We start from the raw sequence: 22,031 nt of genomic DNA, 5'->3' as shown, positions 1-22,031 counted from the left end.
TTTGAAACAGCTTCATGAAGAACTAAAGGAGTTGGGCTTTGAAGGGTCTTACGACCGGGTTGCAGCGTTCGCCAGGGTATGGCGGGCGGGTCAAACTGACAGGGTCAATTCAGCTAGCAAACGCACACATTGCCGCCTTCGCGCGCCGCCACGCGATTCTGCGCGATGGCGCTTGGGCTGGCGCTGGCCAGCGCGCCGGCAGCGGCTGTCGTGGCGGCCATCGCGCTGAACGCGGACAGCCGGCCGGCGGTGGCGAGGAAAATGCGGCGCTGGTCGTCCATGCAGTGAGCGCTGGCGCTCAGGGATGAATCAGCGTTTCAATCGGCGGCACTTTGCGCGGCTTGCGGTCCGAATCGGTCGCCACGTAGGTCAACGTGGCTTCGGTGACTTTCACCGTGTCGGCCTGCAGGCGGTTGCGTTCTGCATACACTTCCACCTGCACGGTAATGGACGTATTGCCAACCTTGACAATATCAGCATAAAACGACAGCAGATCGCCCACAAACACCGGGTTCTTGAACACGAACGAATTCACCGCAATGGTGGCCACGCGGCCATTGGCGCGGCGGGTGGCCGGCAGCGAGCCGGCGATGTCCACCTGCGCCATGATCCAGCCGCCAAACACATCGCCGTAGACGTTGGCGTCGGACGGCGACGGCATCATGCGCAGTTCCGGCATCTTCCCGGCGGGCAGGCCGCGGTTGACGGTGGTGACGGCGATAGGGGCGGTTGTTTGGGGCGTGGTCATCTTAAAATCTCTTCAGGGGCTACAATGAACGAGAATTGAACCATAAAAAGCCATTATCCGCCATGCGCCGTTACTCCGAATCCCCGCCAGCTACCGCCAGCAAGCCCGCTTCTTCCCGCAGCGATTTTTCCACCCTGAGAACCCTGCTGCCGTATTTGTGGGTCTACAAATGGCGCGTGGCGCTGGCGCTGAGCTGCCTGGTCGGCGCCAAGCTGGCCAACGTCGGCGTGCCGGTGGTGATGAAGAAGCTGATCGATTCGCTGACCATCTCGCCCTCCCATCCGCAGGCCTTGCTGGTGCTGCCGCTCGGCGCACTGGTGGTGTACGGCGTGCTGCGCGTGTCGACCACCGTGTTCACCGAACTGCGCGAGTTCCTGTTTGCGCGCGTCACGCAACGCGCGGTGCGCACCATTGCGCTGCAAGTGTTCCGCCATCTGCACGCGTTGTCGCTACGCTTCCACCTGAACCGCCAGACCGGCGGCATGACGCGCGATATCGAACGCGGCACGCGCGCGGTCGGTTCGCTGATTTCGTACACGCTGTTTAACATCCTGCCGACGCTGGTGGAAATCACGCTGGTGCTGGGCTACCTGGTCACGCACTACGATATCTGGTTCTCGGTGATTACCTTCGTGGCGCTGGTGTCGTACATCACCTTCACCATCCTGATCACCAACTGGCGCACGCACTTCCGCCGCACCATGAACGAGATGGACTCGAAGGCCAACACCAAGGCCATCGATTCGCTGATCAACTACGAAACGGTGAAGTACTTCGGCAACGAAGAATACGAAGCCAAACGCTATGACGAAGGCTTGCAGAGCTACGAAAGCGCGGCCGTCAAATCGCAGACGTCCTTGTCGCTGCTGAACACCGGCCAGTCGATGATCATCGCGGTCGCCGTCACGCTGATCTTGTGGCGCGCCACGGTCGGCGTCATCGACGGCAAGATGACGCTGGGCGATCTGGTGCTGGTCAACTCCTTCATGATCCAGTTGTATATTCCGCTGAACTTCCTCGGCGTGATTTACCGCGAGATCAAGCAAAGCCTGGCCGACATGGAGAAGCTGTTCTCGCTGCTGGACCAGAACCGCGAAATCGCCGATGCTGCCGACGCCAAGCCGCTGCTCACGCACGGCGCCGAGGTGCGCTTCAAGCATGTGGACTTCAGCTACGATCCTAACCGCCAGATCCTGTTCGATGTGGACTTCACCATCGCGCCGGGTACCACGACGGCGGTGGTGGGCCACAGCGGCTCCGGCAAGTCGACCTTATCGCGCCTGCTGTTCCGCTTCTACGAAGTCAACGCCGGCGGCATCACCATCGACGGCCAGGACTTGCGCGCGCTGACGCAGGATTCGGTGCGCCATGCGATCGGCATCGTGCCGCAGGATACGGTGCTGTTCAACGACACCATCGAATACAACATCGCCTACGGCAAGCCGGGCGCCACGCATGACGAGATTGTGGCCGTCGCGCGCGCCGCTTCGATCCACGACTTTATCGACAGCCTGCCGGACGGTTACAAGACCATGGTCGGTGAACGCGGCCTGAAACTGTCCGGCGGCGAGAAACAGCGCGTGGCGATTGCGCGCACGCTGCTGAAGAATCCTGCGGTGCTGATCTTTGACGAAGCCACGTCGGCGCTGGACTCCAAGGCGGAGCAGGCGATCCAGGCGCAGTTGAAGGAAATCTCGCGCACCCGCACCACCATGGTCATCGCGCACCGCCTGTCCACCGTGGCCGATGCGCAGCAGATCATCGTGCTGGATCACGGCCGCATCGTCGAACGCGGTACGCATCAATCCCTGCTGGCGGCCAACGGGCTATATACTCAAATGTGGGAACGCCAGCAGGCCAAGGCGGATGAGGAAGAAGTTTTAAACTAAGGAGCTAATTGATGAAGTCTCGTTTTGTGCTGGGTGCTGTATCTGCACTGCTGGCGTGCGTGCAAAGTGCTTATGCTGTTCAAGCCGCCGATCCGACGGAACCGCAGTTCCGCGCCCTGTACAAGGAGCTGGTCGAGACCAATACCACGCTGTCCGCCGGCAGCTGCACGCTGGCCGCCGAGCGCATCGCGGCGCGCCTGAAGACGGCGGGCTTCCCCGAGTCGGACCTGCACCTGTATGCCGATCCTGCGCATCCAAAGGAAGGCGGTCTGGTGGCGATCCTGCCGGGCCGCGACCCGAAGGCCAAAGCGATCCTGCTGCTGGCACACATCGACGTGGTGGAAGCCAAGCGCGAAGACTGGGTGCGCGATCCATTCACGCTGGTGGAAGAAGACGGCAAGTTCTATGCGCGCGGCGCGCTGGACGACAAGGCGCAGGCAGCCATCTGGGCAGATTCGCTGGTGCGCTTCAAGCAGGAAGTCTACAAGCCGCGCCACACGCTGAAAATGGCGCTGACCTGCGGTGAGGAGACCGCCGGCGCCTTCAACGGCGCTGAGTGGCTGACCAAGAATCGCCGTGAGCTGATCGATGCGGCCTACGCGCTGAACGAAGGCGCGGGCGGCGAGCTGAATGCGGCCGGCAAGCGCGTCTCGATGACGGTGCAGGCGGGCGAGAAGGTGGCGCAGAACTATCGCTTGGAAGTGATCAACCGCGGCGGCCACAGTTCGCGTCCGGTGAAGGACAACGCCATCTATCATCTGGCCGGTGCACTGGAGAAAATCCAGGGCTATGAATTCCCGATCCAGCTGACCGACGGCAGCAAGGGCTATCTGAACGCGATGTCGAAGATCGAGCTGGCTGCCGGCCACAAAGACGTGGCCGACGCGATGCTGACGGTGGCAAAGAATCCCAACGATGAGAAAGCCGTGTCCACGGTGTCCAACGCCAGCCCGAGCTGGGGCGCGATGCTGCACACCACCTGCGTGGCCACCATGCTGGACGCAGGCCATGCCACCAACGCGCTGCCGCAGCGTGCACGCGCCAACATCAACTGCCGCATCTTCCCCGGCGTGACGCAGGAGACAGTGCGCCAGGCGCTGGTGACGGCCATCGACGATCCGGCGGTGAAGGTGGAGACGCTGGAAATCCGTGGCGAGAACTCGCCGCCGCCGGCGCTGACGCGCGCCATCATGGAGCCGGTGGAGAAGATGACCGCGAAGCTGTGGCCTGGTGTGCCGGTGATGCCGATCCTGCAGTCCGGCGCCACCGATGGCCAGTTCCTCAATGCCGCCGGCATTCCCACCTACGGCATCAGCGGTATCTTCCTGACGCCGGACCTGGGCAACATCCACGGTCTGAATGAGTACATCGGCGTGCAGTCGCTGATGGAAGGCCGCGTATTCCTGCACGAACTGGTGAAGGTCTACGCGGAGCAGAACTAAGCCAGCGCGCGGTACTTGAAGTCGCGTAGCTTCACCACGCCTGTGCCGGCGCTGTAGATGCCCGGTTGCAGGCTGGCGAAGCCGCCGAAGACGTTGTGGTGCAGGCCGGAGACTTCCATCTGCCACGGATGCTGCGTCCACTGCTTGCCGTCCAGCGAGTAGTGGAAGGTGACGATGTGGCGGTCGTTCTTCAGGCGGATATGCACGGTGGAGACGTCCATCTTTTCGCGCATCCAGCTTTGCTCCTGCGAGTGGGCGAAGGTTTTCATCTGCGTCGGCGTGAAGCCTATGCCGACGTAGGCGCGTTCGCTGTAGTGCAGCAGCAGGCCGCCTTCCGCATCGGCGCCGATGTCCATGGTGATGGTGGCTTCGTAGGCGCGGTCGCCGGCGATGAAAGTCAGCGGCGACGAGTCGACCGGCGATGTGCCTTTGCCCTGGATGGCCAGCGTGCCAGGCGTGTGCTGCACGCGTTTCATTTCATCCGGTCCCGGATTGAAGAAGCTCCACTGCACGCCGAAGCGCGTGGTCTGGAAATCGTCGGACTTGGCAAAGTTGTGCGGGACTGCCTTGCCTTTCTTCGGCGTTGGCAGTGGCTTGGACAGGTCGCCGCCTTTGGCTTTGAACCAGCCGTCCTTGGTCCATTCAATCGGTTCGAGCAGGCATTGGCGGCCCAGCGTGCGGTAGCCGTTTTCATAGCCGTGGTAGACCATCCACCAGTCGCCGGCCGGACCTTCGACCAGCGAGGCGTGGCCACGCGACCACCATTTTTCGTCGGCGCTTTTGGTGCGCACCAGCGGGTTGCTCGGATGGTTTTCCCATGGGCCGTGGATGGAGCGTGAGCGGGCCGCGATGACCATGTGGCTGGTCGGCGGGCCGGAGGTGCCGCCGACGGCCATCACGAGGTAGAACCATTCGCCGCGCTTGAGCAGTTTAGGGCCTTCGGGGGCGAACATCTCCACCACCCAGTCTTGCGGGTAGCGCCAGGGTTCGTAGACTTTTTCCAGTTTGCCGATGGTGGCCAGGCCGTCGTCGGTGAGGCCGATGCGGCGCACACCGTTGACGAACAGGTAGCGCTTGCCGTCCTCGCCGACGGCGTGGCCTGGGTCGATCGCGCCTTCGATTTTCAGGTCGATCGGATCGCTCCATGGGCCTTTGATGTTGTCGGCCCAGATCACGTAGATGCTGCTGCCGGCCGGGATGTAGATGAAGTAGCGGCCGTTGTGCTTGACCAGGTCCATGGCCCAGATGCTGCCGAGCGGCTTGGTCAATGCCGGGCCGATAGGCTGCCAGTTCACCAGATCCTGCGAGTGCCAGATGATGACGCCTGGGTAGGCCAGGAAGGATGAAAACGTCATGTAGTAATCGTCGCCGTCCTTGATGATGGTGGGATCGGGGTGGTCGCCGGCGAGAATGGGGTTGAGGAAGGTGCCGTTACCCAGATCGGCCTTGCGCTGGCCTTCGATGCCGCGTCCCCAAGCCGGTTCGGCAGCGGCGGTGGCCAATTGCGGCGCCACGGCGGCGCCGGCCAGTAAAGTCTTCAGCGCGGTGCGTCGCGAAGCAGTCATATCGTCTCCAGCAGAATAGAATTATCGCTAGATGGTGCAGCAACGCTTGAGCCACCGCAATTACGAAAACCGCCAAGCCGGATAACGATTCCGCGCAAGGTGTAATATTGAAGCCTATCATTCGGAGGCGACATGAAGGATTCGCTGTTATTGCTGCTGACGGGTATTGTGTGTGCCGCTGGCGCTTGGCTGTTCTTCCGTTACTTTGGCCAGGAAGCGTTCGGTATCCTGATGCTGGTATCACTGATCGGCGCCATCGCCGACAACGCCCGCCTGCGGCGCCGGTTGCGGGAGATGGGGGCCAAGCCTGAGGGCAAGCGCACCTGGTTATGACGAAAAAAAGCCACCGCGAAGGTGGCTTTCTTGTTGGTGCTTACGCCAGTTCGGCGTTCGCCGGTTTCGGCGGGTCCATCTCGCCTTCCCATTTGGCGACGACGGCGGTGGCGATGCCGTTGCCGATGACGTTGGTCGCGGAGCGCGCCATGTCGAGGAAGTGGTCGATGCCCAGCAGCAGCAGCATGCCGGCTTCCGGAATGTTGAACTGGCCCAGCGTGGCGGCAATCACCACCAGCGATGCGCGCGGCACGCCGGCCATGCCTTTCGAGGTCAGCATCAGCACCGCCATCATGGTCATCTGCTGACCCAGCGACATTTCAATACCATACGCCTGCGCGATGAACACGGTAGCGAAGGTGCAGTACATCATCGAGCCGTCCAGGTTGAACGAGTAGCCAATCGGCAGCACGAACGAGGCGATGCGGTTGCGCACGCCGAAACGCTCCAGGCCTTCCAGCGTTTTCGGATACGCCGCTTCGCTCGATGCGGTCGAGAACGCCAGCAGCGCCGGGCTGCGCATTTCTTTCATCAGGTCGAAGATGCGGCCTTTGAGGAACAGGAAGCCGATGAAGATCAGCAGCGCCCACAGCAGCGCGATGCCGAAGTAGAACTCGGCCATGAACACGCCATAGGTCGACAGCACGCCCAGGCCGCTCTTGGCGATGGTGCCGGCAACCGCCGCAAACACCGCGAACGGCGCAAACTTCATCACGTAGCCGGTGACTTTCAGCATCACGTGGGCAACGCCGTCCAACGCTTCGATCAGCGCGTTGGCTTTCGGACCGACGGCCGCAGCGGCCGAACCGAAGAACAGCGAGAAGATCACGATCTGCAGGATTTCGTTCTTTGCCATGCCGTCCACGATGGAGGCCGGTACCAGGTGGGTGACGAAGTCTTTCAGTGTCAGGCTGGAGGTGGCCAGGTCGGTCTTGGCGGCGGTGGCGGCCATGTGGCCCAGCAGCGCGTCGCCCGGACGGAACAGGTTGACCAGGATCAGGCCCAGGGTCAGCGACATCACCGAAGCGATGAAGAACCAGCCCAGCGTCTTGACGCCGACGCGGCCGACGGCGGTCGCATCGCCCATCTTGGCAATGCCGCATACCAGGGTGGAGAACACCAGCGGCGCGATAATCATCTTGATCAGGCGCAGGAACAGCGTGGTGATCAGCGCCATGGTGTCGGCAAAGCTGCCCCGGCTCGCTTCCACCAGATTGATGTTGGCGATGTAGCCGGTGATGATGCCTAGCGCCAGTCCGATCAGGATGTACGTGGTCAATCGGCTTTGTTTGTTCATATTGTTGGGTTTCCTGTGGTAGTGTCTCTCTTGGCCTGCGCAGCGTGCAGGTTGGCCGCCGCTGCGTTCTTTTCTTAGCGTGGCGACAGCCGGTTGAAGGTGCGCCGGCTGCTGAAACTATTGGCAAGTTCCGCAGTATCCTTGCGGGCAGGGACGCTGTCAAGCGCGCAGCGGTACTGCCCTGCGTCAGACCGAATAATCTATTTTCTTATGATCGAAATCAAAAACATCAGCAAGTGGTATGGGCAATTCCAGGTTTTGAAGGATTGCAGCACCAAGGTAGACAAGGGCGACGTGATGGTGATTTGCGGACCTTCCGGCTCCGGCAAGTCCACCCTGATCAAGACGGTCAACGGGCTGGAGTCGGTGCAGCAGGGCCAGATTATCGTCGATGGCACCTCGGTCGGCGACAAAACCACCGACCTGCCGGCGCTGCGCGCGCGGATCGGCATGGTATTCCAGAATTTTGAGCTGTTCCCCCATTTATCGGTGCGCGACAACCTGACGCTGGGCCAGGTCAAGGTGCTGGGCCGTAGCGAGGAAGAGGCCACGGCGCGCGGTTTGCAATACCTGGACCGGGTCGGCCTGCTGGCGCAGCAGGATAAATTCCCCGGCCAGCTGTCCGGCGGCCAGCAGCAGCGGGTGGCGATTGCGCGGGCGCTGTCGATGGACCCGATCGCCATGCTGTTCGATGAGCCGACTTCGGCGCTGGACCCGGAAATGATCAACGAGGTGCTGGATGTGATGGTCGGCCTGGCGCAGGAAGGCATGACCATGATGGTGGTGACCCACGAAATGGGCTTTGCCCGCAAGGTGGCCAACCGCGTGGTGTTCATGGACCAGGGCGCGATTCTGGAAGATACGGTCAAGGACGAGTTCTTCCAGGCGCCCCGTACCGAGCGCGCGCGTGACTTCCTGGCCCGTATAATTCACTGATGAAAATTTCCTTTAAGCAATTAAGTGGCGCCATGCTGGCGCTGGGACTGTTGAGCGCGGCCCACGCGGCCGACAAAATCGCCGCCGACGTGGTGTTGACCAAGGCCACCCTGATCGACGTGGCGGGTGGTAAAACGGTGACCGGCAAATCCGTGGTGCTCAAGGGCGACACCATCGTGGCGGTGGTGGATGACCAACAGTTGTCCAATTACGCTGCCAAAAAAACCATCAGCCTGCCGGGCAAGTATCTGATGCCCGGTCTATGGGACACGCACGTGCACTTCGGTGGCGGCCCGGCCTTGATCGATGAGAACAAGCATTTGCTGCCGCTGTATCTGGCCTACGGCATCACCACCGTGCGCGATTGCTCGGGCGATTTGCCGGATACCGTGTTGCAATGGCGCGCGCAAATCAATGCGCGCCAGCTGGAAGGACCGACCATCTTTACCTCCGGCGCCAAGCTGGAAGGCTACAAGCCGCTGTGGAAGGGCACGATTGAAGTCGGCACGCCGGAGGAAGTCAGCAAGGCGCTGGACAAGCTGCAAGGGCAGCAGGTGGACTTCGTCAAGATTACCGAAAACACGCTGAAGCCGGAGATGTATCTGGAGGCGCTGCGCCAGGCCAAGGCGCGCGGCATGCGCACCTCCGGCCACATTCCGGTGCAGCTTACGTTAGCAACGATGTTCGACGCCGGCCTGGGCACGGTGGAGCATCAATCCTACCTGTTGCGCGCGGCCACACCGAAGGAGCAGGAATTGACGGCGCAGGTGGCGGCGGGCACGCTGACGGGCCGTGAGGCGGTGAAGCAAAGCCTGGCCAGCTACGACGAAGCGACGGCGCGGTCGTCGTTCCGCTATATGGCGTCCAAGGGCACGGCGGTGGTGCCGACTTTGTCGGTGTCGCGCGTGGTGGCGTATCTGGACCGCGACGATCATACGCATGATGAGGCCTTGCAGTACACGGCCACGGCCTGCGCGCCACCTACGACTGGCGCGTGCAGCGCGCGGCGCAGGATGACGCGACGGCGATTGCGCAGCGCAAGGCGGTGTTCGAGAAATCGGCGGCGCTGCTGCCTATTTTGCAGCAGGAAGGCGTCAGCATCATTGCCGGCACCGATGCGGGCTTTTTGAATTCCTACGACTATCCGGGCCAGGCGCTGCATGACGAAATCGGCCTGTACGTGAATTATGGCCTGACGCCGGCGCAGGCCTTGCAGACGGCAGTGATCAACGGCCCGCGCTTCCTCGGCAAGCAGGACCGCTATGGCGCGCTGGAAGCCGGCAAGGCGGCCGACGTGCTGGTGCTGGACGCCAATCCGCTGCAGGACATCGGCGCCACGCGCAAGATCCGCACCGTCATTAGCCACGGCAAGGTCTACGACCGCGCCCATCTCGACAAGATCCTGGCCGACACCAAGGCCTGGGCCGCGCAGACCAAGGCCGAATAGGACTGCCATGCCGCTATTTCGTTCGCTGTTTCTGGTTCTGATGTGTTGCGCCTCCATGGCGCGGGCGGCGGACAAGTTCCCGTCCGGCGCGCCGATGAAAGGACCGGTCGGCTTTGTCTACGCGATTTATTTCGCCAAGGCGCCGGCCACCGAGCCCATGGCGGCCTTGCAAAAGGCGCTGGCGCAGCAGGGCGGTGCGCTGACACTGGTGAAGGATCTGTCGCCGGCGCCAGCCGAGGCGCAGCTCAGCGCCTTGCTGGAAGTCGACGTCCAGAAGAACTTTACGCCGCCGGACCTGCGCATGATTCAGTATTTCGGCCGTGGCCTGAGCAAGGAGCAGTCTGAGGAGGTGCAACTGGCGCAACAGGCGCTGGTGCTGGAATTCCGCATGCCCGCCTCGCCGACCTACAGAGGCTTGCGCGCCGCCGACCGTCTGCTGCTGCAAGTGGCCGAGCAGACCGGCGGCCTGCTGTGGGACGAAGAAACCCGCGAAATCCTCACCGCCGCCGAATGGCGCAAGCGCCGCGTCGACGGCTGGCAGGGCGACACGCCGTATGTGGCGCGCCACACGGTTATCCACGCTTACCGCGAAGACCAGCTGCTGCGCGAAATCACCCTCGGCATGGCCAAGTTCGGCCTGCCGGACGTGGTGGTCAACGAGGTGGCCCATTCGCAGAATAACCAGGCCGGTAACCTGATCAACATCCTGGCGCAGGCATTGGCGGAAGGCGCGGCCATCGGTCCGGGCGGCACGCTGACGCTCAACCTGAAGGCCATCAAGCACGAGTCACTGCGCGGCGCGCAACTGCCGACGCTACAGGACAACGCCACGGCAACCGCCCAGCTGGCGCTGTACAGCGGTAAACCGGAAGAGGGCGATCCGCGCAACCGTCTGCTGGAAATCGGGTTCGACCGCTATCCGGGGCCGGACCGCCATGCGCAGCAGACCGCGTTGTTCGCATCGCTGTTCGGCTCCGCCGATTCGGTGCAGATCGTGCGGCATGACGACGCAGTGCTGGCCGCCAGCAACGCCGCCAAGGCCAGGCTGCCGGCGCTGCAACAAGCCTTCAACGCCGGCCTGCGCACCGGCGAGTACATCATGGTCAAAGCCCCCTTCGCCGCGCCGGACAATGGCCGCGAGTGGATGTGGGTGGAAGTGACCAAGTGGGACGACAAGGAAATCACCGGCCTGCTGAACAACGAACCGGCCAACATCCCCACGCTGCACAGTGGCCAGATCGTCAAAGTCAAGGCGGCGGACGTATTCGACTACATCCGCTACGACGGCAAGGGCAACGAAGAAGGCAACGAATCCGGAAAACTGATGGCAAAACAGCGCGGTAGCGAGTGACAACCGGTGCTTTGGGGCGCGGCTACAGGTAAAATGTCGGCTATTCGCACTTTGATAGCCTGAAAGCCCGCCGCCATGTCCGACCTCGCAAATACTCCCGACAGCATCACCATCACCCGTCCAGACGACTGGCACCTGCATTTGCGCGACGGCGCGACGCTGGCCAGCGTGCTGCCGCACAGCGCCCGCCAGTTCGGCCGCGCCATTGTGATGCCAAATTTGAAACCGCCGGTGACCACCACGGCGGCCGCTGTCGCCTATCGTGAGCGCATCCTGACCGCGCTGCCGAAGGAATTCAACTTCGAGCCGCTGATGACGCTCTACCTGACCAACAACACGCAGCCCGACGAAATCGTGCGCGCCATGGAGAGCGGCATTGTCCACGCGGTCAAGCTGTACCCGGCCGGCGCCACCACCAATTCGGACGCCGGCGTGACCGATCTGGCCAACTGCTACAAGGTGCTGGAGAAGATGCAGGAAGTCGGCATGCCGTTCCTGGTGCACGGCGAAGTCACCGATCAGGACATCGACCTGTTCGACCGCGAAGCCGTCTTCATCGAACGCGTGATGCGTCCACTGCGCCGCGACTTCCCGGCGCTGAACATCGTGTTTGAACACATCACCACCAAGCACGCCGCCCAGTACGTGGCGGAAGCCGAAGGCCCGATCGCGGCGACCATCACCGCGCATCACCTGCTCTACAACCGCAACGACATCTTCAAGGGCGGCATCCGTCCGCACTACTACTGCCTGCCGGTGCTGAAGCGCGAAGAGCACCGCCTGGCGCTGGTGACGGCCGCCACCAGCGGCGACGAACGCTTCTTCCTCGGCACCGACTCGGCGCCGCACGCGCAAGGCGCCAAGGAAGCCGCCTGCGGCTGCGCCGGCTGCTACACCGCGCTGCATGCGATGGAACTGTACGCCGAAGCCTTCGAGCGCGCCGGCGCGCTGGATAAACTGGAAGCCTTCGCCAGCTTCAACGGCCCGGCCTTCTACGGCCTGCCGCGCAACGAAGGCACCATCACGCTGAAGCGCGAGCAGTGGACCATGCCGGAAACCCTGCCGCTGGCCGACCAGCAGGTAGTGCCGCTCAATGCCGGTGAAACCATCAACTGGAAAATGGTGTAAGCAGTGCTGGAGACAATCGACTGGTCGCGACCGTGGTTTGAATCGGTGTGCGGCGCGGCCAGCCATTTGTCGGCAGAGACGCACTTCCGCGACACGTTCTGCCAGCAGGCCGCAGCACTGGGCCTGCGCAATCACCTTGGCTTGCCGATGTCGTTCGTGCCGCAGGAGGATCTGCCGGAAGGCACCGCCTACGAACAGCACATCGGCGCTACCGGTTGCGTGCCCACGCGCGACAACCTGCACGACTTCTTCAACGGCCTGGTATGGCTGACCTTCCCGCGCATCAAAGTGCAGCTGAACGCCTTGCAGGCGGCGCAGATTGCGCTGGATGGCGTTGGCAAATCACGCGGCCCGGCGCGCGATGGCGCCACCATCTTCGACGAAAACGCCGCACTGCTGGTGGTGCGCGATGACGCAGCAGGCCAGGCTCTGATTGAGGCGCTGCAAGGGCATCGCTGGCATGAGGCGTTTGTCGGCCGCCGCGCGCAATGGGGCGTGGATGCGCAAGTCTGGCTGTTCGGCCACGCGCTGATGGAGAAGCTGGTCGCGCCGCGCAAGGCCATCACCGCGCACACGCGGGTGGTGCTGGCGTCCGATGATTTCTTCGCACTGGACCACGACGGCCGCCGCGCATGGCTGGACGCCAAGGTCGCGCAGCAGCTGGCCGACGAAGGCCTGAGCACCGCCGGCTTCACGCCGATGCAGGCGCTGGGCGTGCCGGGCTGGTGGCCCGATCAGGACGAAGCGTTCTACGCCGACGCAACGGTGTTCCGTCCCAAGCGCATCGCCGAAGTAAAATAAGCATTCCGACACCAACCAACACGCCGCCGATGCGGCAGAAAGTACACCATGACGCAGGTAATTCGCTGGGGTATTCTGGGCACGGGCAAAATCGCCAAAGCCTTCGCCACCGCTTTGCGCGAGACGCCGGATGCCAAACTGGCGGCTGTGGCTTCGCGCTCGGTAGATAGCGCTACCAAGTTCGGCCAGGAGTATGGCGCCGCGCGTTTCCACGGCAGCTACCAGGCGCTGGCCGACGATCCGGAAGTGGATGTGATCTACATCGGCACGCCGCACCCGATGCACCACGAGAACGCGCTGATGTGCCTCAACGGCGGCAAGGCGGTGCTGGTGGAGAAATCGTTCACCATGAACCGCCGTCAGGCCGAGGACATCATCACCCTGGCGCGCGCCAAGAAGCTGTTCGTGATGGAGGCGATGTGGACGCGCTTCATGCCGTCCGTGGTCGAGGCCAAGCGCATCGTCGATAGCGGTGAGATCGGCAAGCCGGCCAACGTGTCGGCCGATTTCGGCTTTACCTCGGACGCCGGTCCTGAGCACCGTCTGTTCGCGCCGGAGCTGGGCGGTGGCGCGCTGCTGGACCTGGGCATTTATCCGCTGTCGATGTCGTCGTTTTTCCTCGGCGCGGTAACCGGCGTGAAGGCACAGGCCGAGATGGCCGCCACCGGCGTCGATATGCAGACCGCATTCACGCTGACACACGAAGGCGGCGGCGTCTCGTCCTGCGCGTGCAGCCTGCGTTCGCGCACGCCGACCGAACTGGTGATCTCGGGTGAGAAGGGCTATGTGCGCCTGCACGACCGCTTCCACAACACCGACACCATCACCGTCACGCTGGTGGACGGCGCCTCGCGCAACGAGCGCACGCTGACGCTGCCGAAGTCCGGCAACGGCTACACGCATGAAGCGCAGGAAGTCGGCCGCTGCCTCCGCGCAGGCCTGATCGAAAGCCCGGTGATGCCGCATGACGAGACGCTGGCGCTGATGGGCACCCTGGACGAGATCCGCGCGCAGATCGGCCTGCGTTACCCGGCCGACTCATAAAGACCTTGCAAGCGCGGCCCGCGCGAACTGGTTACAATCTCCGGATACGATTTTAACAACGGGGATACACCATGTTCGTCGCGGACCGCGCACCTTCCTTGAAAACCGTGCTGCTTGCCACCGGCGTCGTGCTGACGATGGCGATGGGCGTGCGCCACGGTTTCGGCTTCTGGATGCAGCCGATTTCCCAAGCCCACGGCTGGACGCGCGAGACTTACTCGCTGGCGCAAGCCATGCAGAACCTGATGTGGGGCGCCATCGGCCCGTTCGCCGGCATGGCGGCGGACCGTTTCGGCACCATGCGCGTGGTGCTGGTCGGCGCGGTCAGCTATGCCGCCGGCCTGTTCTGGATGGCGCTGGTCAAAGACCCTACTTTATTCGTGCTGGGCACCGGGCTGTTTGTCGGCCTGGGACTGGCGTGTACCGCGTTCGGCGCGGTCAGCGGCATCATCGGCCGCGTGGCGCCGGCGGAAAAGCGCTCGTGGGCGTTCGGCATCTCCGGCGCGGCCGGTTCGCTGGGCCAGTTCATGTTGATGCCGATCGAGCAGCAACTGATCTCCGCAGTCGGCTGGCAGAACGCCTTCTACATACTGGGCGTCTTGCTGGTGGCGCTGATGGTGCCGATGGCCTTCTATCTGCGCGAGCCGGCGGTGACGCATGCCCACGGTCCGCAGCAAAGCATTCGCGAAGCCGCCGCCGAGGCGCTGAGCAACCGTTCCTTCCTGCTGCTGGTGGCCGGCTATTTTGTATGCGGCTTCCAGTTGGTGTTCATCGGCGTGCACATGCCGGCGTATTTGAAGGACAAGGGCATCGCCAATCCCGGCGTCGCCGTCATGGCACTGGCCTTGATTGGACTGTTCAATATTTTTGGCTCGTACTACGCCGGCAAGCTGGGTGGACGCCTGCCCAAGCGCTACCTGCTGTCGGCGATTTACTTCGCGCGCGCCTTGGCGATTACGCTGTTCCTGCTTGCTCCATTGATGCCGATCACGGTCTATCTGTTTGCGGCGGCGATGGGCGTGTTGTGGCTGTCGACGGTGCCGCTCACCAACGGCATCATCGCCGGCGTGTTCGGCGTGAAGCATATGTCGATGCTGGCCGGGATCGTGTTCTTCTCGCACCAGTTGGGCAGCTTCCTCGGCGTGTGGCTGGGCGGCTATCTGTACGCGTTGCAGGGCAATTACGACGTCGTATGGGGCATCACTATTGGGCTGGGCGTGATGGCGGGCCTGGTCAATCTGCCGATCAACGAGCGCCCGCTGGCGCGCATGCAGGCGGCATGATGAGAACCTGGCTGCTGCGCGCCGCCATCGCCAGCGTGCTGGCGCTGGTGTTCGCCGCCTATTTGCAGCCGGATTTTGTGGTGGATGTCGCCAACCGGATTTACCTGTGCTTCTAGACTTTCAGGAATTCTTCGCGGCCGCCTAGCCAGCGGGCCAGGTGGGCTTCCACCGTGGCGGCTTTTTCAGGCGTGTTGGCGTGCAGGAGGTCGTGGGCGACGTCGCGCGCCTGGTCGACCAGCCAGCTATCGGTTTCCAGGTCGGCGAAGCGCAGCATGGCCTGGCCGGACTGGCGGGCGCCGAGGAATTCGCCGGGACCGCGTATCTCCAGGTCGCGGCGGGCGATTTCAAAACCGTCCGTGGTTTCGCGCATCGTCATCAGGCGCTGCTTGGCGATCTGGCCCAGCGGGCTTTGATACAGCAGCAAGCACACCGATGCCGCCGAGCCCCGGCCAACACGGCCGCGCAACTGGTGCAGCTGCGACAGGCCGAAACGCTCGGCGTGCTCAATCACCATCAGTGACGCATTCGGCACGTCAACCCCAACTTCAATCACCGTGGTGGCCACCAGCACCTGCATTTCGTTGGCGATGAAGGCGTCCATCACTTCCTGCTTTTCCGCCGTCTTCAGGCGGCCGTGTACCAGGCCGATATGCAGGTCGGGCAGCGCTTCGGCCAGGAGCGCGTGGGTGTCGGTGGCGGTTTGCAGTTGCAGCGCTTCCGATTCTTCAATCAGCGGGCAGACCCAGTAGACCTGGCGGCCTTCCTGCGCCGCCGCATGCACACGCTCGATCACTTCGTCGCGACGATTCTGGTCGATGGTGCGGGTGACGATAGGACTGCGGCCCGGCGGCAGTTCATCGATGACCGAGACTTCCAGGTCGGCATAGTAGGTCATCGCCAGTGTGCGCGGGATCGGCGTGGCCGACATCATCAGCTGGTGCGGCACTTCGCCTTCGTTGCCCTTGTTGCGCAACACCAGGCGCTGGCCGACGCCGAAGCGGTGCTGCTCGTCGACGATCACCAGCCCGAGATTCTGGAAGGTCACCACCTCTTGGAGCAGCGCGTGCGTGCCCACCACCAGCCGCGCTTCGCCGGATTCGATCAGGTCATACGCTGCCTGCTTGTCCTTTTTCTTCAAGCTGCCGCTCAACCAGGCGACTTTCACGCCCAAGGGTTCCATCCACGCGGCGATCTTGCGGAAGTGCTGTTCCGCCAGGATCTCGGTCGGCGCCATCAGCGCGGCCTGGTAGCCGCTGTCGATGGCCTGCGCTGCCGCCAGCGCGGACACCACGGTCTTGCCGCTGCCAACGTCGCCTTGCAGCAGCCGCTGCATCGGGAACGGCTGGCGCAGGTCGGCGCGGATTTCGTTCAGCACCTTTTGCTGGGCGTTGGTCAGCTTGAAAGGCAGGCCGGCCTGAAACTGCTCCGAAAGCGCGCCGATCATCGTCAGCGCCGGCGATCCTTTCAGGCGGCGCGCGCGTTGTGCGCGTTTCAGCGACAGCTGCTGCGCCAATAACTCGTCAAACTTGACCCGTGTCCAGGCAGGGTGCGAGCGGTCGGCCAGCGCGTGGTTGTCCACCTGCTGCGGCGGATAGTGCAAAAGCTTCACCGCCGGTTCCAGGTCGGACAGCTGCAATTGCGCCCGCAGCGAAGCGGGCAGGGTGTCGCTCCAGTCCACGCGGGTCATGGCGTCGCGGATGGCTTTGCGCAGCACCGGCTGCGACAGGCCCTCACCGGATGGATACACCGGCGTCAGCGACGTTGGCAGCGGAGCGCCTTCGTTGACCACTTTATAGGCCGGATGCACCATCTCGGCGCCGAAGAAGCCGTGTTTCAACTCGCCGCGCGCGCGTATCCGCGTGCCCTCGGCCAGCTGTTTGACCTGGCTGCCGTAGAAATTCATGAAACGCAGCTGCAAATCGCCGGTGCCGTCGCTGATATGCACTAATAATTGTCGTCTTGGCTTGTAGGCGATCTCGTTTTTTACAACAATGCCCTCAACTTGGGAGGTGTCGCCGCCGTGCAGGCGGGCTTCTTCGATGGTGATGACCTGGGTTTCGTCCTCGTAGCGCATGGGCAGGTGCAGCACCAGGTCCATATCGGTGTGCAAGCCCAATTTGGCCAGTTTGGCCTCAGCGCTGACGGTTTTTTTAGCAGTTTTAGACGGTGAAACAGGCATATGGCGTAAAATAGAGGGTTGGCCGCCGCTATTGTAAGGCCTACCGTATTTTTGTTTAACAGAGTCCGCACATGTATTCGCTTTCCGATTTCGATTTTAACTTGCCGCAAGAGCGTATTGCGCAATTCCCGCTGCCTGACCGCAGCGCTTCCCGTCTGCTGCATCTGGACGGTGAGCAGATTATCGACCGCCAGTTCGCCGATATTCTCGATCTGCTGCAGCCGGGCGACCTGCTGGTGATGAACAATACCCGCGTGCTGAAGGCGCGTTTCTTCGGCACGAAGGAAAGCGGCGGCAAGGTCGAGGCGCTGGTTGAGCGCGTGCTGGATAACCGCACCGTGCTGGCACAGGTGCGCGCTTCGCGTTCGCCTTTGGCCGGCACCAAAATGCGCCTGGCCGACGCCTTCGACGTGACTGTCGGCGAGCGCGCCGGCGAGTTCTTCACGCTGCATTTCGATGCCGACGTGTTCGACCTGATCGAAGCCCATGGCCGCCTGCCGCTGCCGCCGTACATCGAGCACGACGCCGATTCATTCGACGAGAACCGCTATCAGACGGTGTTCAACAAGGTGCCGGGCGCGGTGGCCGCGCCGACCGCCGGCCTGCACTTCGACGAGCCGCTGCTGGAAAAGCTGAAGGCCAAGGGCGTCAACTTCGCCTACGTCACGCTGCACGTGGGCGCTGGCACCTTCCAGCCGGTGCGCCACGAAAAGCTGGCGGATCACCAGATGCATACCGAGTGGTACACCATGCCGCAGGAAACCGTGGACGCGGTGCGCGCCACGCGCGCGGCCGGCCGCGATGTGGTGGCGGTGGGCACCACCTCCCTGCGCGCGCTGGAGTCGGCCTCGCAGGGCGGCCAGCTGGAAGCGGGTAGCGCGGATACGGCGCTGTTCATCACGCCCGGCTACCAGTTCAAGACCGTAACGCGTCTGATCACCAATTTCCACCTGCCGAAGTCGACGCTGCTGATGCTGGTGTCGGCCTTCGCCGGCTATGAAGAGATCCGCAAGGCTTACGCCCACGCGATCGCCAATGAATACCGCTTCTTCAGCTACGGCGACGCCATGCTGCTGACGACGAACAATAAGGAATAAGCAATGTTGGAATTTAAGCTGCACAAGACGGACACCACCGGCGTGACCAAGGCCCGCCGCGGCGAAGTCAAGCTGAATCATGGTGTGGTGCAAACGCCGATCTTTATGCCGGTTGGCACCTATGGCTCGGTCAAGGCCATGTCGCCGCTGGAGCTGAAGGAAATCAACGCCCAGATCATCCTCGGCAATACCTTCCACCTGTGGCTGCGTCCGGGCAATGACGTCATGGCCAAGTTTGGCGGCCTGCACGATTTCATGGGCTGGGACAAGCCGATCCTGACCGATTCCGGCGGCTTCCAGGTGTTTTCGCTGGGCGCGATGCGCAAGATCACCGAGGAAGGCGTGCACTTCAACTCGCCGATCAATGGCGACAAGCTGTTCCTGTCGCCGGAAGTGTCGATGCAGATCCAGCGCGTGCTGAATTCCGACATCGTGATGCAGTTCGACGAATGCACGCCGTACGAAATCGACAAGCGCCCGGCCACGCTGGACGAAGCCGCCAAGTCGATGCGCATGTCGTTGCGCTGGGCCCAGCGTTCGCACGACGAATTCCACCGTGGCGAGAACCCGAACGCGCTGTTCGGCATCGTGCAGGGCGGCATGTTCGAGAACCTGCGCGATGAATCGCTGGCCGGCCTGGAGGAAATCGACTTCCCTGGCCTGGCCATCGGCGGCCTGTCGGTCGGCGAGCCGAAAGAAGACATGATGCGCATCTTGCAACACGTCGGCCCGAAACTGCCGGCCAACAAGCCGCACTACCTGATGGGCGTCGGCACGCCGGAAGACCTGGTGGCCGGCGTCTCCAACGGCGTCGATATGTTCGACTGCGTGATGCCGACCCGTAATGCCCGCAACGGCTGGATCTTCACCCGCTACGGCGACATCAAGATCAAGAACGCCCGTTACAAGGAAGACAAGGAGCCGTTCGACAGCACCTGCTCCTGCTACGCCTGCAAGAACTTCTCGCGCGCCTATCACCACCACCTGAACCGCACCCAGGAAATCCTCGGTGCGCGCCTGAATACCATCCACAATCTGCACTATTACCTGGACATCATGCAGCAAATGCGCGATGCGCTGGACGCCGACCGTTTCCCGGCGTGGGTGCAGCAATTCCACGCCGATCGCGCGCGTGGGGTGTAAAAGTCGTAACGCCGTTCTGCCAGTGCTAGAATACAGCGCTGTTTTTTAAACTATAGATATCGGAGTCACCAGTGTCCTTCTTCATTTCCAATGCTTATGCTCAATCCAACCCACTCGAAGCCCTCGGCGGCGGCGGTGGCTTCCTGGGCCAGTATGGTTTCCTGATTCTGATGTTCGTGGCCATGTATTTCCTGATGATCCGTCCTCAGCAAAAACGCGCCAAGGAACAAAAAGCCATGATGGAAGCGCTGACCAAGGGCGCTGAAGTGGTGACCGCCGGCGGCGTGCTGGGCAAGATCACCAAGATCTCCGACGCTTACGTGACCCTGGAAATCTCCAGCGGCGCCGAGCTGGTGGTGCAAAAGAATTCGATCACGATGGTGCTGCCAAACGGCACGCTGAAAGGCCTGTAATTCCCCGGGGCCCGCGCCTGCGCGGGCCTTTTGACGTCTCCATTGAACGTTAGAGCTATATGAATCGTTATCCAGTCTGGAAATACATAGTGATCGTGGTGGCCATCCTGTTGGGTGCGCTGTACACGGTGCCGAACTACTTCGGTGAATCGCCGGCGGTGCAAGTCACCAGCGGCAAGTCGACCGTCAAGATGAGCTCGGACATGACCGCCAAGGTGGCCGACGTGCTGACCAAGGCCGGCATCGCCAACGACGGCATCGCCTTTGACGGCACCGGCAATTACGCCTCGGTACGGGTGCGCTTCGCCACCCCGGACATTCAGTTCCACGCCAAATCGGTGCTGGAAAAAGAGCTGAACACCGATCCGGAAGATCCTACCTACCTGGTGGCGCTGAACCTGCAGGCCGATACGCCGAAATGGATGCAAAGCCTGCACGCGCTGCCGATGTACCTCGGCCTCGACTTGCGCGGCGGCGTGCACTTCCTGATGCAGGTCGACAGCGAAGCCGTGCTGAACAAGCGTGTGCTGGGCATGCAGGCTGCGTCCCGCTCGATCCTGCGCGACAAAAACGTGCGTCACGCCGGTATCGACAAGGTCGGCAACACCATCGAAATCAAGTTCCGCGACGACGCCACCCGCCAGAAGGCCAAGGCGGTATTGAGCGGCGAGATGACCGACCTGCTGTTTGCCGATTCCGGCGACGGCAGCGACCTGAAAACGGTGATGACCCTGAAACCGGCGGCGCTGAAGCAAACCGTGGATGACGGCGTCAAGCAGAACATCGCCACCCTGTCCAAGCGCGTCAACGAGCTGGGCGTAGCTGAGCCGGTGATCCAGCAGCAAGGTCCGGACCGCATCGTGGTCCAGCTGCCAGGGGTGCAGGACGTGGCGCGCGCGCGCGCCGTGATCGGCCGCACTGCGACGCTGGAAGTGCGCATGGTCGACGAAACGATCACGCCGGGCACCGAACTGTCGGCAGCGATTCCGTTCAACTCGGAACTGTTCACCTCAGGCAAAGCCGTACCGGTGGTGCTGTACAAGGACGTAGTGCTGACCGGTGATTACATCTCCAGCGCCGTGGCCAGTTTCGACCAGAACAACCAGCCGGCCGTAGGTCTGGAACTGAATGGCGACGGCGGCCGCCGCATGCTGGACGCCACCCGCGACCGCGTAGGCAAGAAAATGGCCATGGTGCTGTTCGAGAAGAAGGGCAAGCCGGGCGAAGTGCTGTCGGTGGCCACGGTGCAATCGGAGTTGGGACGCCGCTTCCAGATCACCGGCATGGGCACGGCGGAAAACGCGGCCGAACTGGCGCTGCTGCTGCGCTCGGGCGCACTGTCGGCGCCGATGGACATCATCGAAGAACGCACCATCGGCCCTGCGCTGGGCGCCGAGAACATCAACAAGGGTATCCACTCGACCATGTACGGCTTCGCGGCCATCGCGATCTTCATGATCGTCTACTACATGATGTTCGGCTTCTTCAGCGTGTTCGCGCTGGCCTGCAACCTGCTGTTCCTGCTGGCGATCCTGTCGCTGATGCAAGTGACCTTGACCCTCCCGGGCATGGCCGCTATCGCGCTGGCGCTGGGTATGGCGATTGACTCCAACGTGCTGATTAACGAGCGCGTGCGGGAAGAGCTGCGTTCCGGCGCTTCGCCGCAGCAGGCGATTTCCGTCGGCTTCGACCGCGCCTGGGCCACCATTATCGACTCCAACGTCACCACGCTGATCGTCGGCGTGGCGTTGTGGGTGTTCGGCTCCGGTCCGATCCGCGGCTTTGCCGTGGTGCACACGCTGGGTATCCTGACCTCGATGTTCTCCGCCGTGTTTGTTTCGCGTGGCGTGGTCAACCTCTGGTACGGCCGCAAGAAAAAGCTGCAATCGATCGCCATCGGTACCGTTTGGGTACCGGGTCAGAAATAACCAGGGG

The 22,031-nt window shown here is 62.6% G+C and carries 20 protein-coding genes; 15 read left to right on the top strand and 5 right to left on the bottom strand.

What is annotated here, in order from left to right:
* Positions 1-113 precede the first annotated feature (113 nt).
* On the bottom strand, positions 114-281 hold the full coding sequence (locus GTP69_RS09520) for a hypothetical protein (protein WP_161054651.1): 168 nt from the start codon (positions 279-281) through the stop codon (positions 114-116).
* A 17-nt stretch (positions 282-298) separates the two neighbouring features.
* Entirely contained in the window at positions 299-748 is a 450-nt protein-coding gene (locus GTP69_RS09515; protein ID WP_161054650.1) for an acyl-CoA thioesterase, read from the bottom strand.
* 62 nt (positions 749-810) lie between these two features.
* On the opposite strand from GTP69_RS09515, the gene GTP69_RS09510 reads away from it, so the two are divergent.
* Positions 811-2,637, top strand: a complete 1,827-nt coding sequence (locus GTP69_RS09510; RefSeq protein WP_161054649.1) for an ABCB family ABC transporter ATP-binding protein/permease — start codon at positions 811-813, stop codon at positions 2,635-2,637.
* Positions 2,638-2,648: 11 nt separating this feature from the next.
* Positions 2,649-4,079, top strand: a complete 1,431-nt coding sequence (locus GTP69_RS09505) for a M20/M25/M40 family metallo-hydrolase (protein WP_161054648.1) — start codon at positions 2,649-2,651, stop codon at positions 4,077-4,079.
* Here GTP69_RS09505 and GTP69_RS09500 read toward each other — a convergent pair.
* Entirely contained in the window at positions 4,076-5,644 is a 1,569-nt protein-coding gene (locus tag GTP69_RS09500) for a family 43 glycosylhydrolase (RefSeq protein WP_161054647.1), read from the bottom strand. The genes GTP69_RS09505 and GTP69_RS09500 overlap by 4 nt on opposite strands.
* 132 nt (positions 5,645-5,776) lie before the next feature.
* Here GTP69_RS09500 and GTP69_RS09495 point away from each other — a divergent pair, with 132 nt between their 5' ends.
* Positions 5,777-5,977, top strand: coding sequence for a hypothetical protein (locus tag GTP69_RS09495; protein WP_161054646.1), 201 nt, complete (start codon positions 5,777-5,779; stop codon positions 5,975-5,977).
* 40 nt (positions 5,978-6,017) lie between these two features.
* Here GTP69_RS09495 and GTP69_RS09490 read toward each other — a convergent pair whose 3' ends face one another.
* Entirely contained in the window at positions 6,018-7,274 is a 1,257-nt protein-coding gene (locus GTP69_RS09490; RefSeq protein ID WP_161054645.1) for a dicarboxylate/amino acid:cation symporter, read from the bottom strand.
* A gap of 210 nt (positions 7,275-7,484) precedes the next feature.
* Between GTP69_RS09490 and GTP69_RS09485 the strand changes: the two genes are divergently transcribed.
* The 8 genes from GTP69_RS09485 (at position 7,485) to GTP69_RS09455 (ending at position 15,264) form a co-directional block, all read left to right on the top strand.
* A complete protein-coding gene (locus tag GTP69_RS09485; RefSeq protein WP_161054644.1) occupies positions 7,485-8,210 on the top strand; it encodes an amino acid ABC transporter ATP-binding protein in 726 nt (241 codons plus the stop codon).
* Positions 8,210-9,340, top strand: coding sequence for an amidohydrolase family protein (locus GTP69_RS09480; protein WP_229260869.1), 1,131 nt, complete (start codon positions 8,210-8,212; stop codon positions 9,338-9,340). Before GTP69_RS09485 ends, GTP69_RS09480 begins: the two co-directional genes overlap by 1 nt.
* A complete protein-coding gene (locus GTP69_RS31305) occupies positions 9,256-9,657 on the top strand; it encodes an amidohydrolase family protein (RefSeq protein ID WP_371867872.1) in 402 nt (133 codons plus the stop codon). The genes GTP69_RS09480 and GTP69_RS31305 overlap by 85 nt, the downstream gene beginning before the upstream one ends.
* A 7-nt stretch (positions 9,658-9,664) precedes the next feature.
* Positions 9,665-11,008 carry a DUF2314 domain-containing protein gene (locus tag GTP69_RS09475; protein WP_161054643.1) on the top strand — a complete coding sequence of 448 codons (1,344 nt, stop codon included), beginning with the start codon at positions 9,665-9,667 and terminating at the stop codon, positions 11,006-11,008.
* Between the two features lie 75 nt (positions 11,009-11,083).
* Positions 11,084-12,136: a dihydroorotase gene (gene pyrC / locus GTP69_RS09470; RefSeq protein ID WP_161054642.1), complete on the top strand. Its 1,053-nt coding sequence runs from the start codon at positions 11,084-11,086 to the stop codon at positions 12,134-12,136.
* Positions 12,137-12,139: 3 nt separating this feature from the next.
* Entirely contained in the window at positions 12,140-12,937 is a 798-nt protein-coding gene (locus GTP69_RS09465; RefSeq protein ID WP_161054641.1) for a DUF3025 domain-containing protein, read from the top strand.
* 48 nt (positions 12,938-12,985) lie between these two features.
* Positions 12,986-13,981, top strand: a complete 996-nt coding sequence (locus tag GTP69_RS09460; protein WP_161054640.1) for a Gfo/Idh/MocA family protein — start codon at positions 12,986-12,988, stop codon at positions 13,979-13,981.
* 71 nt (positions 13,982-14,052) lie between these two features.
* Positions 14,053-15,264, top strand: a complete 1,212-nt coding sequence (locus GTP69_RS09455) for an MFS transporter (RefSeq protein ID WP_161054639.1) — start codon at positions 14,053-14,055, stop codon at positions 15,262-15,264.
* A gap of 112 nt (positions 15,265-15,376) precedes the next feature.
* Here GTP69_RS09455 and recG read toward each other — a convergent pair whose 3' ends face one another.
* Complete coding sequence (gene recG / locus GTP69_RS09450; protein ID WP_161054638.1) at positions 15,377-17,443, bottom strand: ATP-dependent DNA helicase RecG; 2,067 nt, start codon at positions 17,441-17,443, stop codon at positions 15,377-15,379.
* Between the two features lie 71 nt (positions 17,444-17,514).
* On the opposite strand from recG, the gene queA reads away from it, so the two are divergent.
* The 4 genes from queA (at position 17,515) to secD (ending at position 22,024) form a co-directional block, all read left to right on the top strand.
* Positions 17,515-18,540, top strand: a complete 1,026-nt coding sequence (gene queA, locus GTP69_RS09445; protein WP_161054637.1) for a tRNA preQ1(34) S-adenosylmethionine ribosyltransferase-isomerase QueA — start codon at positions 17,515-17,517, stop codon at positions 18,538-18,540.
* Positions 18,541-18,543: 3 nt separating this feature from the next.
* Complete coding sequence (gene tgt, locus GTP69_RS09440; RefSeq protein ID WP_161054636.1) at positions 18,544-19,683, top strand: tRNA guanosine(34) transglycosylase Tgt; 1,140 nt, start codon at positions 18,544-18,546, stop codon at positions 19,681-19,683.
* A 71-nt stretch (positions 19,684-19,754) separates the two neighbouring features.
* The gene (gene yajC, locus GTP69_RS09435) at positions 19,755-20,096 is read left to right on the top strand and encodes a preprotein translocase subunit YajC (protein ID WP_110845564.1); all 342 of its coding nucleotides are present in this window, start codon (positions 19,755-19,757) and stop codon (positions 20,094-20,096) included.
* A gap of 59 nt (positions 20,097-20,155) precedes the next feature.
* On the top strand, positions 20,156-22,024 hold the full coding sequence (gene secD, locus GTP69_RS09430) for a protein translocase subunit SecD (protein ID WP_161054635.1): 1,869 nt from the start codon (positions 20,156-20,158) through the stop codon (positions 22,022-22,024).
* The last annotated feature ends 7 nt before the right edge of the window (positions 22,025-22,031 follow it).

The sequence above is a fragment of the Duganella levis genome, assembly GCF_009857605.1.
Lineage (GTDB): Bacteria > Pseudomonadota > Gammaproteobacteria > Burkholderiales > Burkholderiaceae_D > Rugamonas > Rugamonas levis.
The sequence above is the reverse complement of the archived record's forward strand: the minus strand, read 5'-3'. Positions and strand labels throughout refer to the sequence as shown.

Coding starts and splice junctions, on each gene's coding strand:
- GTP69_RS09460 (WP_161054640.1), top strand. CDS start 12,986: ATGACGCAGGTAATTCGCTGGGGTATTCTGGGCACGGGCAAAATCGCC.
- GTP69_RS09475 (WP_161054643.1), top strand. CDS start 9,665: ATGCCGCTATTTCGTTCGCTGTTTCTGGTTCTGATGTGTTGCGCCTCC.
- GTP69_RS09455 (WP_161054639.1), top strand. CDS start 14,053: ATGTTCGTCGCGGACCGCGCACCTTCCTTGAAAACCGTGCTGCTTGCC.
- pyrC (WP_161054642.1), top strand. CDS start 11,084: ATGTCCGACCTCGCAAATACTCCCGACAGCATCACCATCACCCGTCCA.
- queA (WP_161054637.1), top strand. CDS start 17,515: ATGTATTCGCTTTCCGATTTCGATTTTAACTTGCCGCAAGAGCGTATT.
- tgt (WP_161054636.1), top strand. CDS start 18,544: ATGTTGGAATTTAAGCTGCACAAGACGGACACCACCGGCGTGACCAAG.
- GTP69_RS09510 (WP_161054649.1), top strand. CDS start 811: ATGCGCCGTTACTCCGAATCCCCGCCAGCTACCGCCAGCAAGCCCGCT.
- GTP69_RS09485 (WP_161054644.1), top strand. CDS start 7,485: ATGATCGAAATCAAAAACATCAGCAAGTGGTATGGGCAATTCCAGGTT.
- GTP69_RS09505 (WP_161054648.1), top strand. CDS start 2,649: ATGAAGTCTCGTTTTGTGCTGGGTGCTGTATCTGCACTGCTGGCGTGC.
- secD (WP_161054635.1), top strand. CDS start 20,156: ATGAATCGTTATCCAGTCTGGAAATACATAGTGATCGTGGTGGCCATC.
- GTP69_RS09495 (WP_161054646.1), top strand. CDS start 5,777: ATGAAGGATTCGCTGTTATTGCTGCTGACGGGTATTGTGTGTGCCGCT.
- recG (WP_161054638.1), bottom strand. CDS start 17,443: ATGCCTGTTTCACCGTCTAAAACTGCTAAAAAAACCGTCAGCGCTGAG.
- GTP69_RS09500 (WP_161054647.1), bottom strand. CDS start 5,644: ATGACTGCTTCGCGACGCACCGCGCTGAAGACTTTACTGGCCGGCGCC.
- GTP69_RS09480 (WP_229260869.1), top strand. CDS start 8,210: ATGAAAATTTCCTTTAAGCAATTAAGTGGCGCCATGCTGGCGCTGGGA.
- GTP69_RS09490 (WP_161054645.1), bottom strand. CDS start 7,274: ATGAACAAACAAAGCCGATTGACCACGTACATCCTGATCGGACTGGCG.
- GTP69_RS09515 (WP_161054650.1), bottom strand. CDS start 748: ATGACCACGCCCCAAACAACCGCCCCTATCGCCGTCACCACCGTCAAC.
- GTP69_RS09520 (WP_161054651.1), bottom strand. CDS start 281: ATGGACGACCAGCGCCGCATTTTCCTCGCCACCGCCGGCCGGCTGTCC.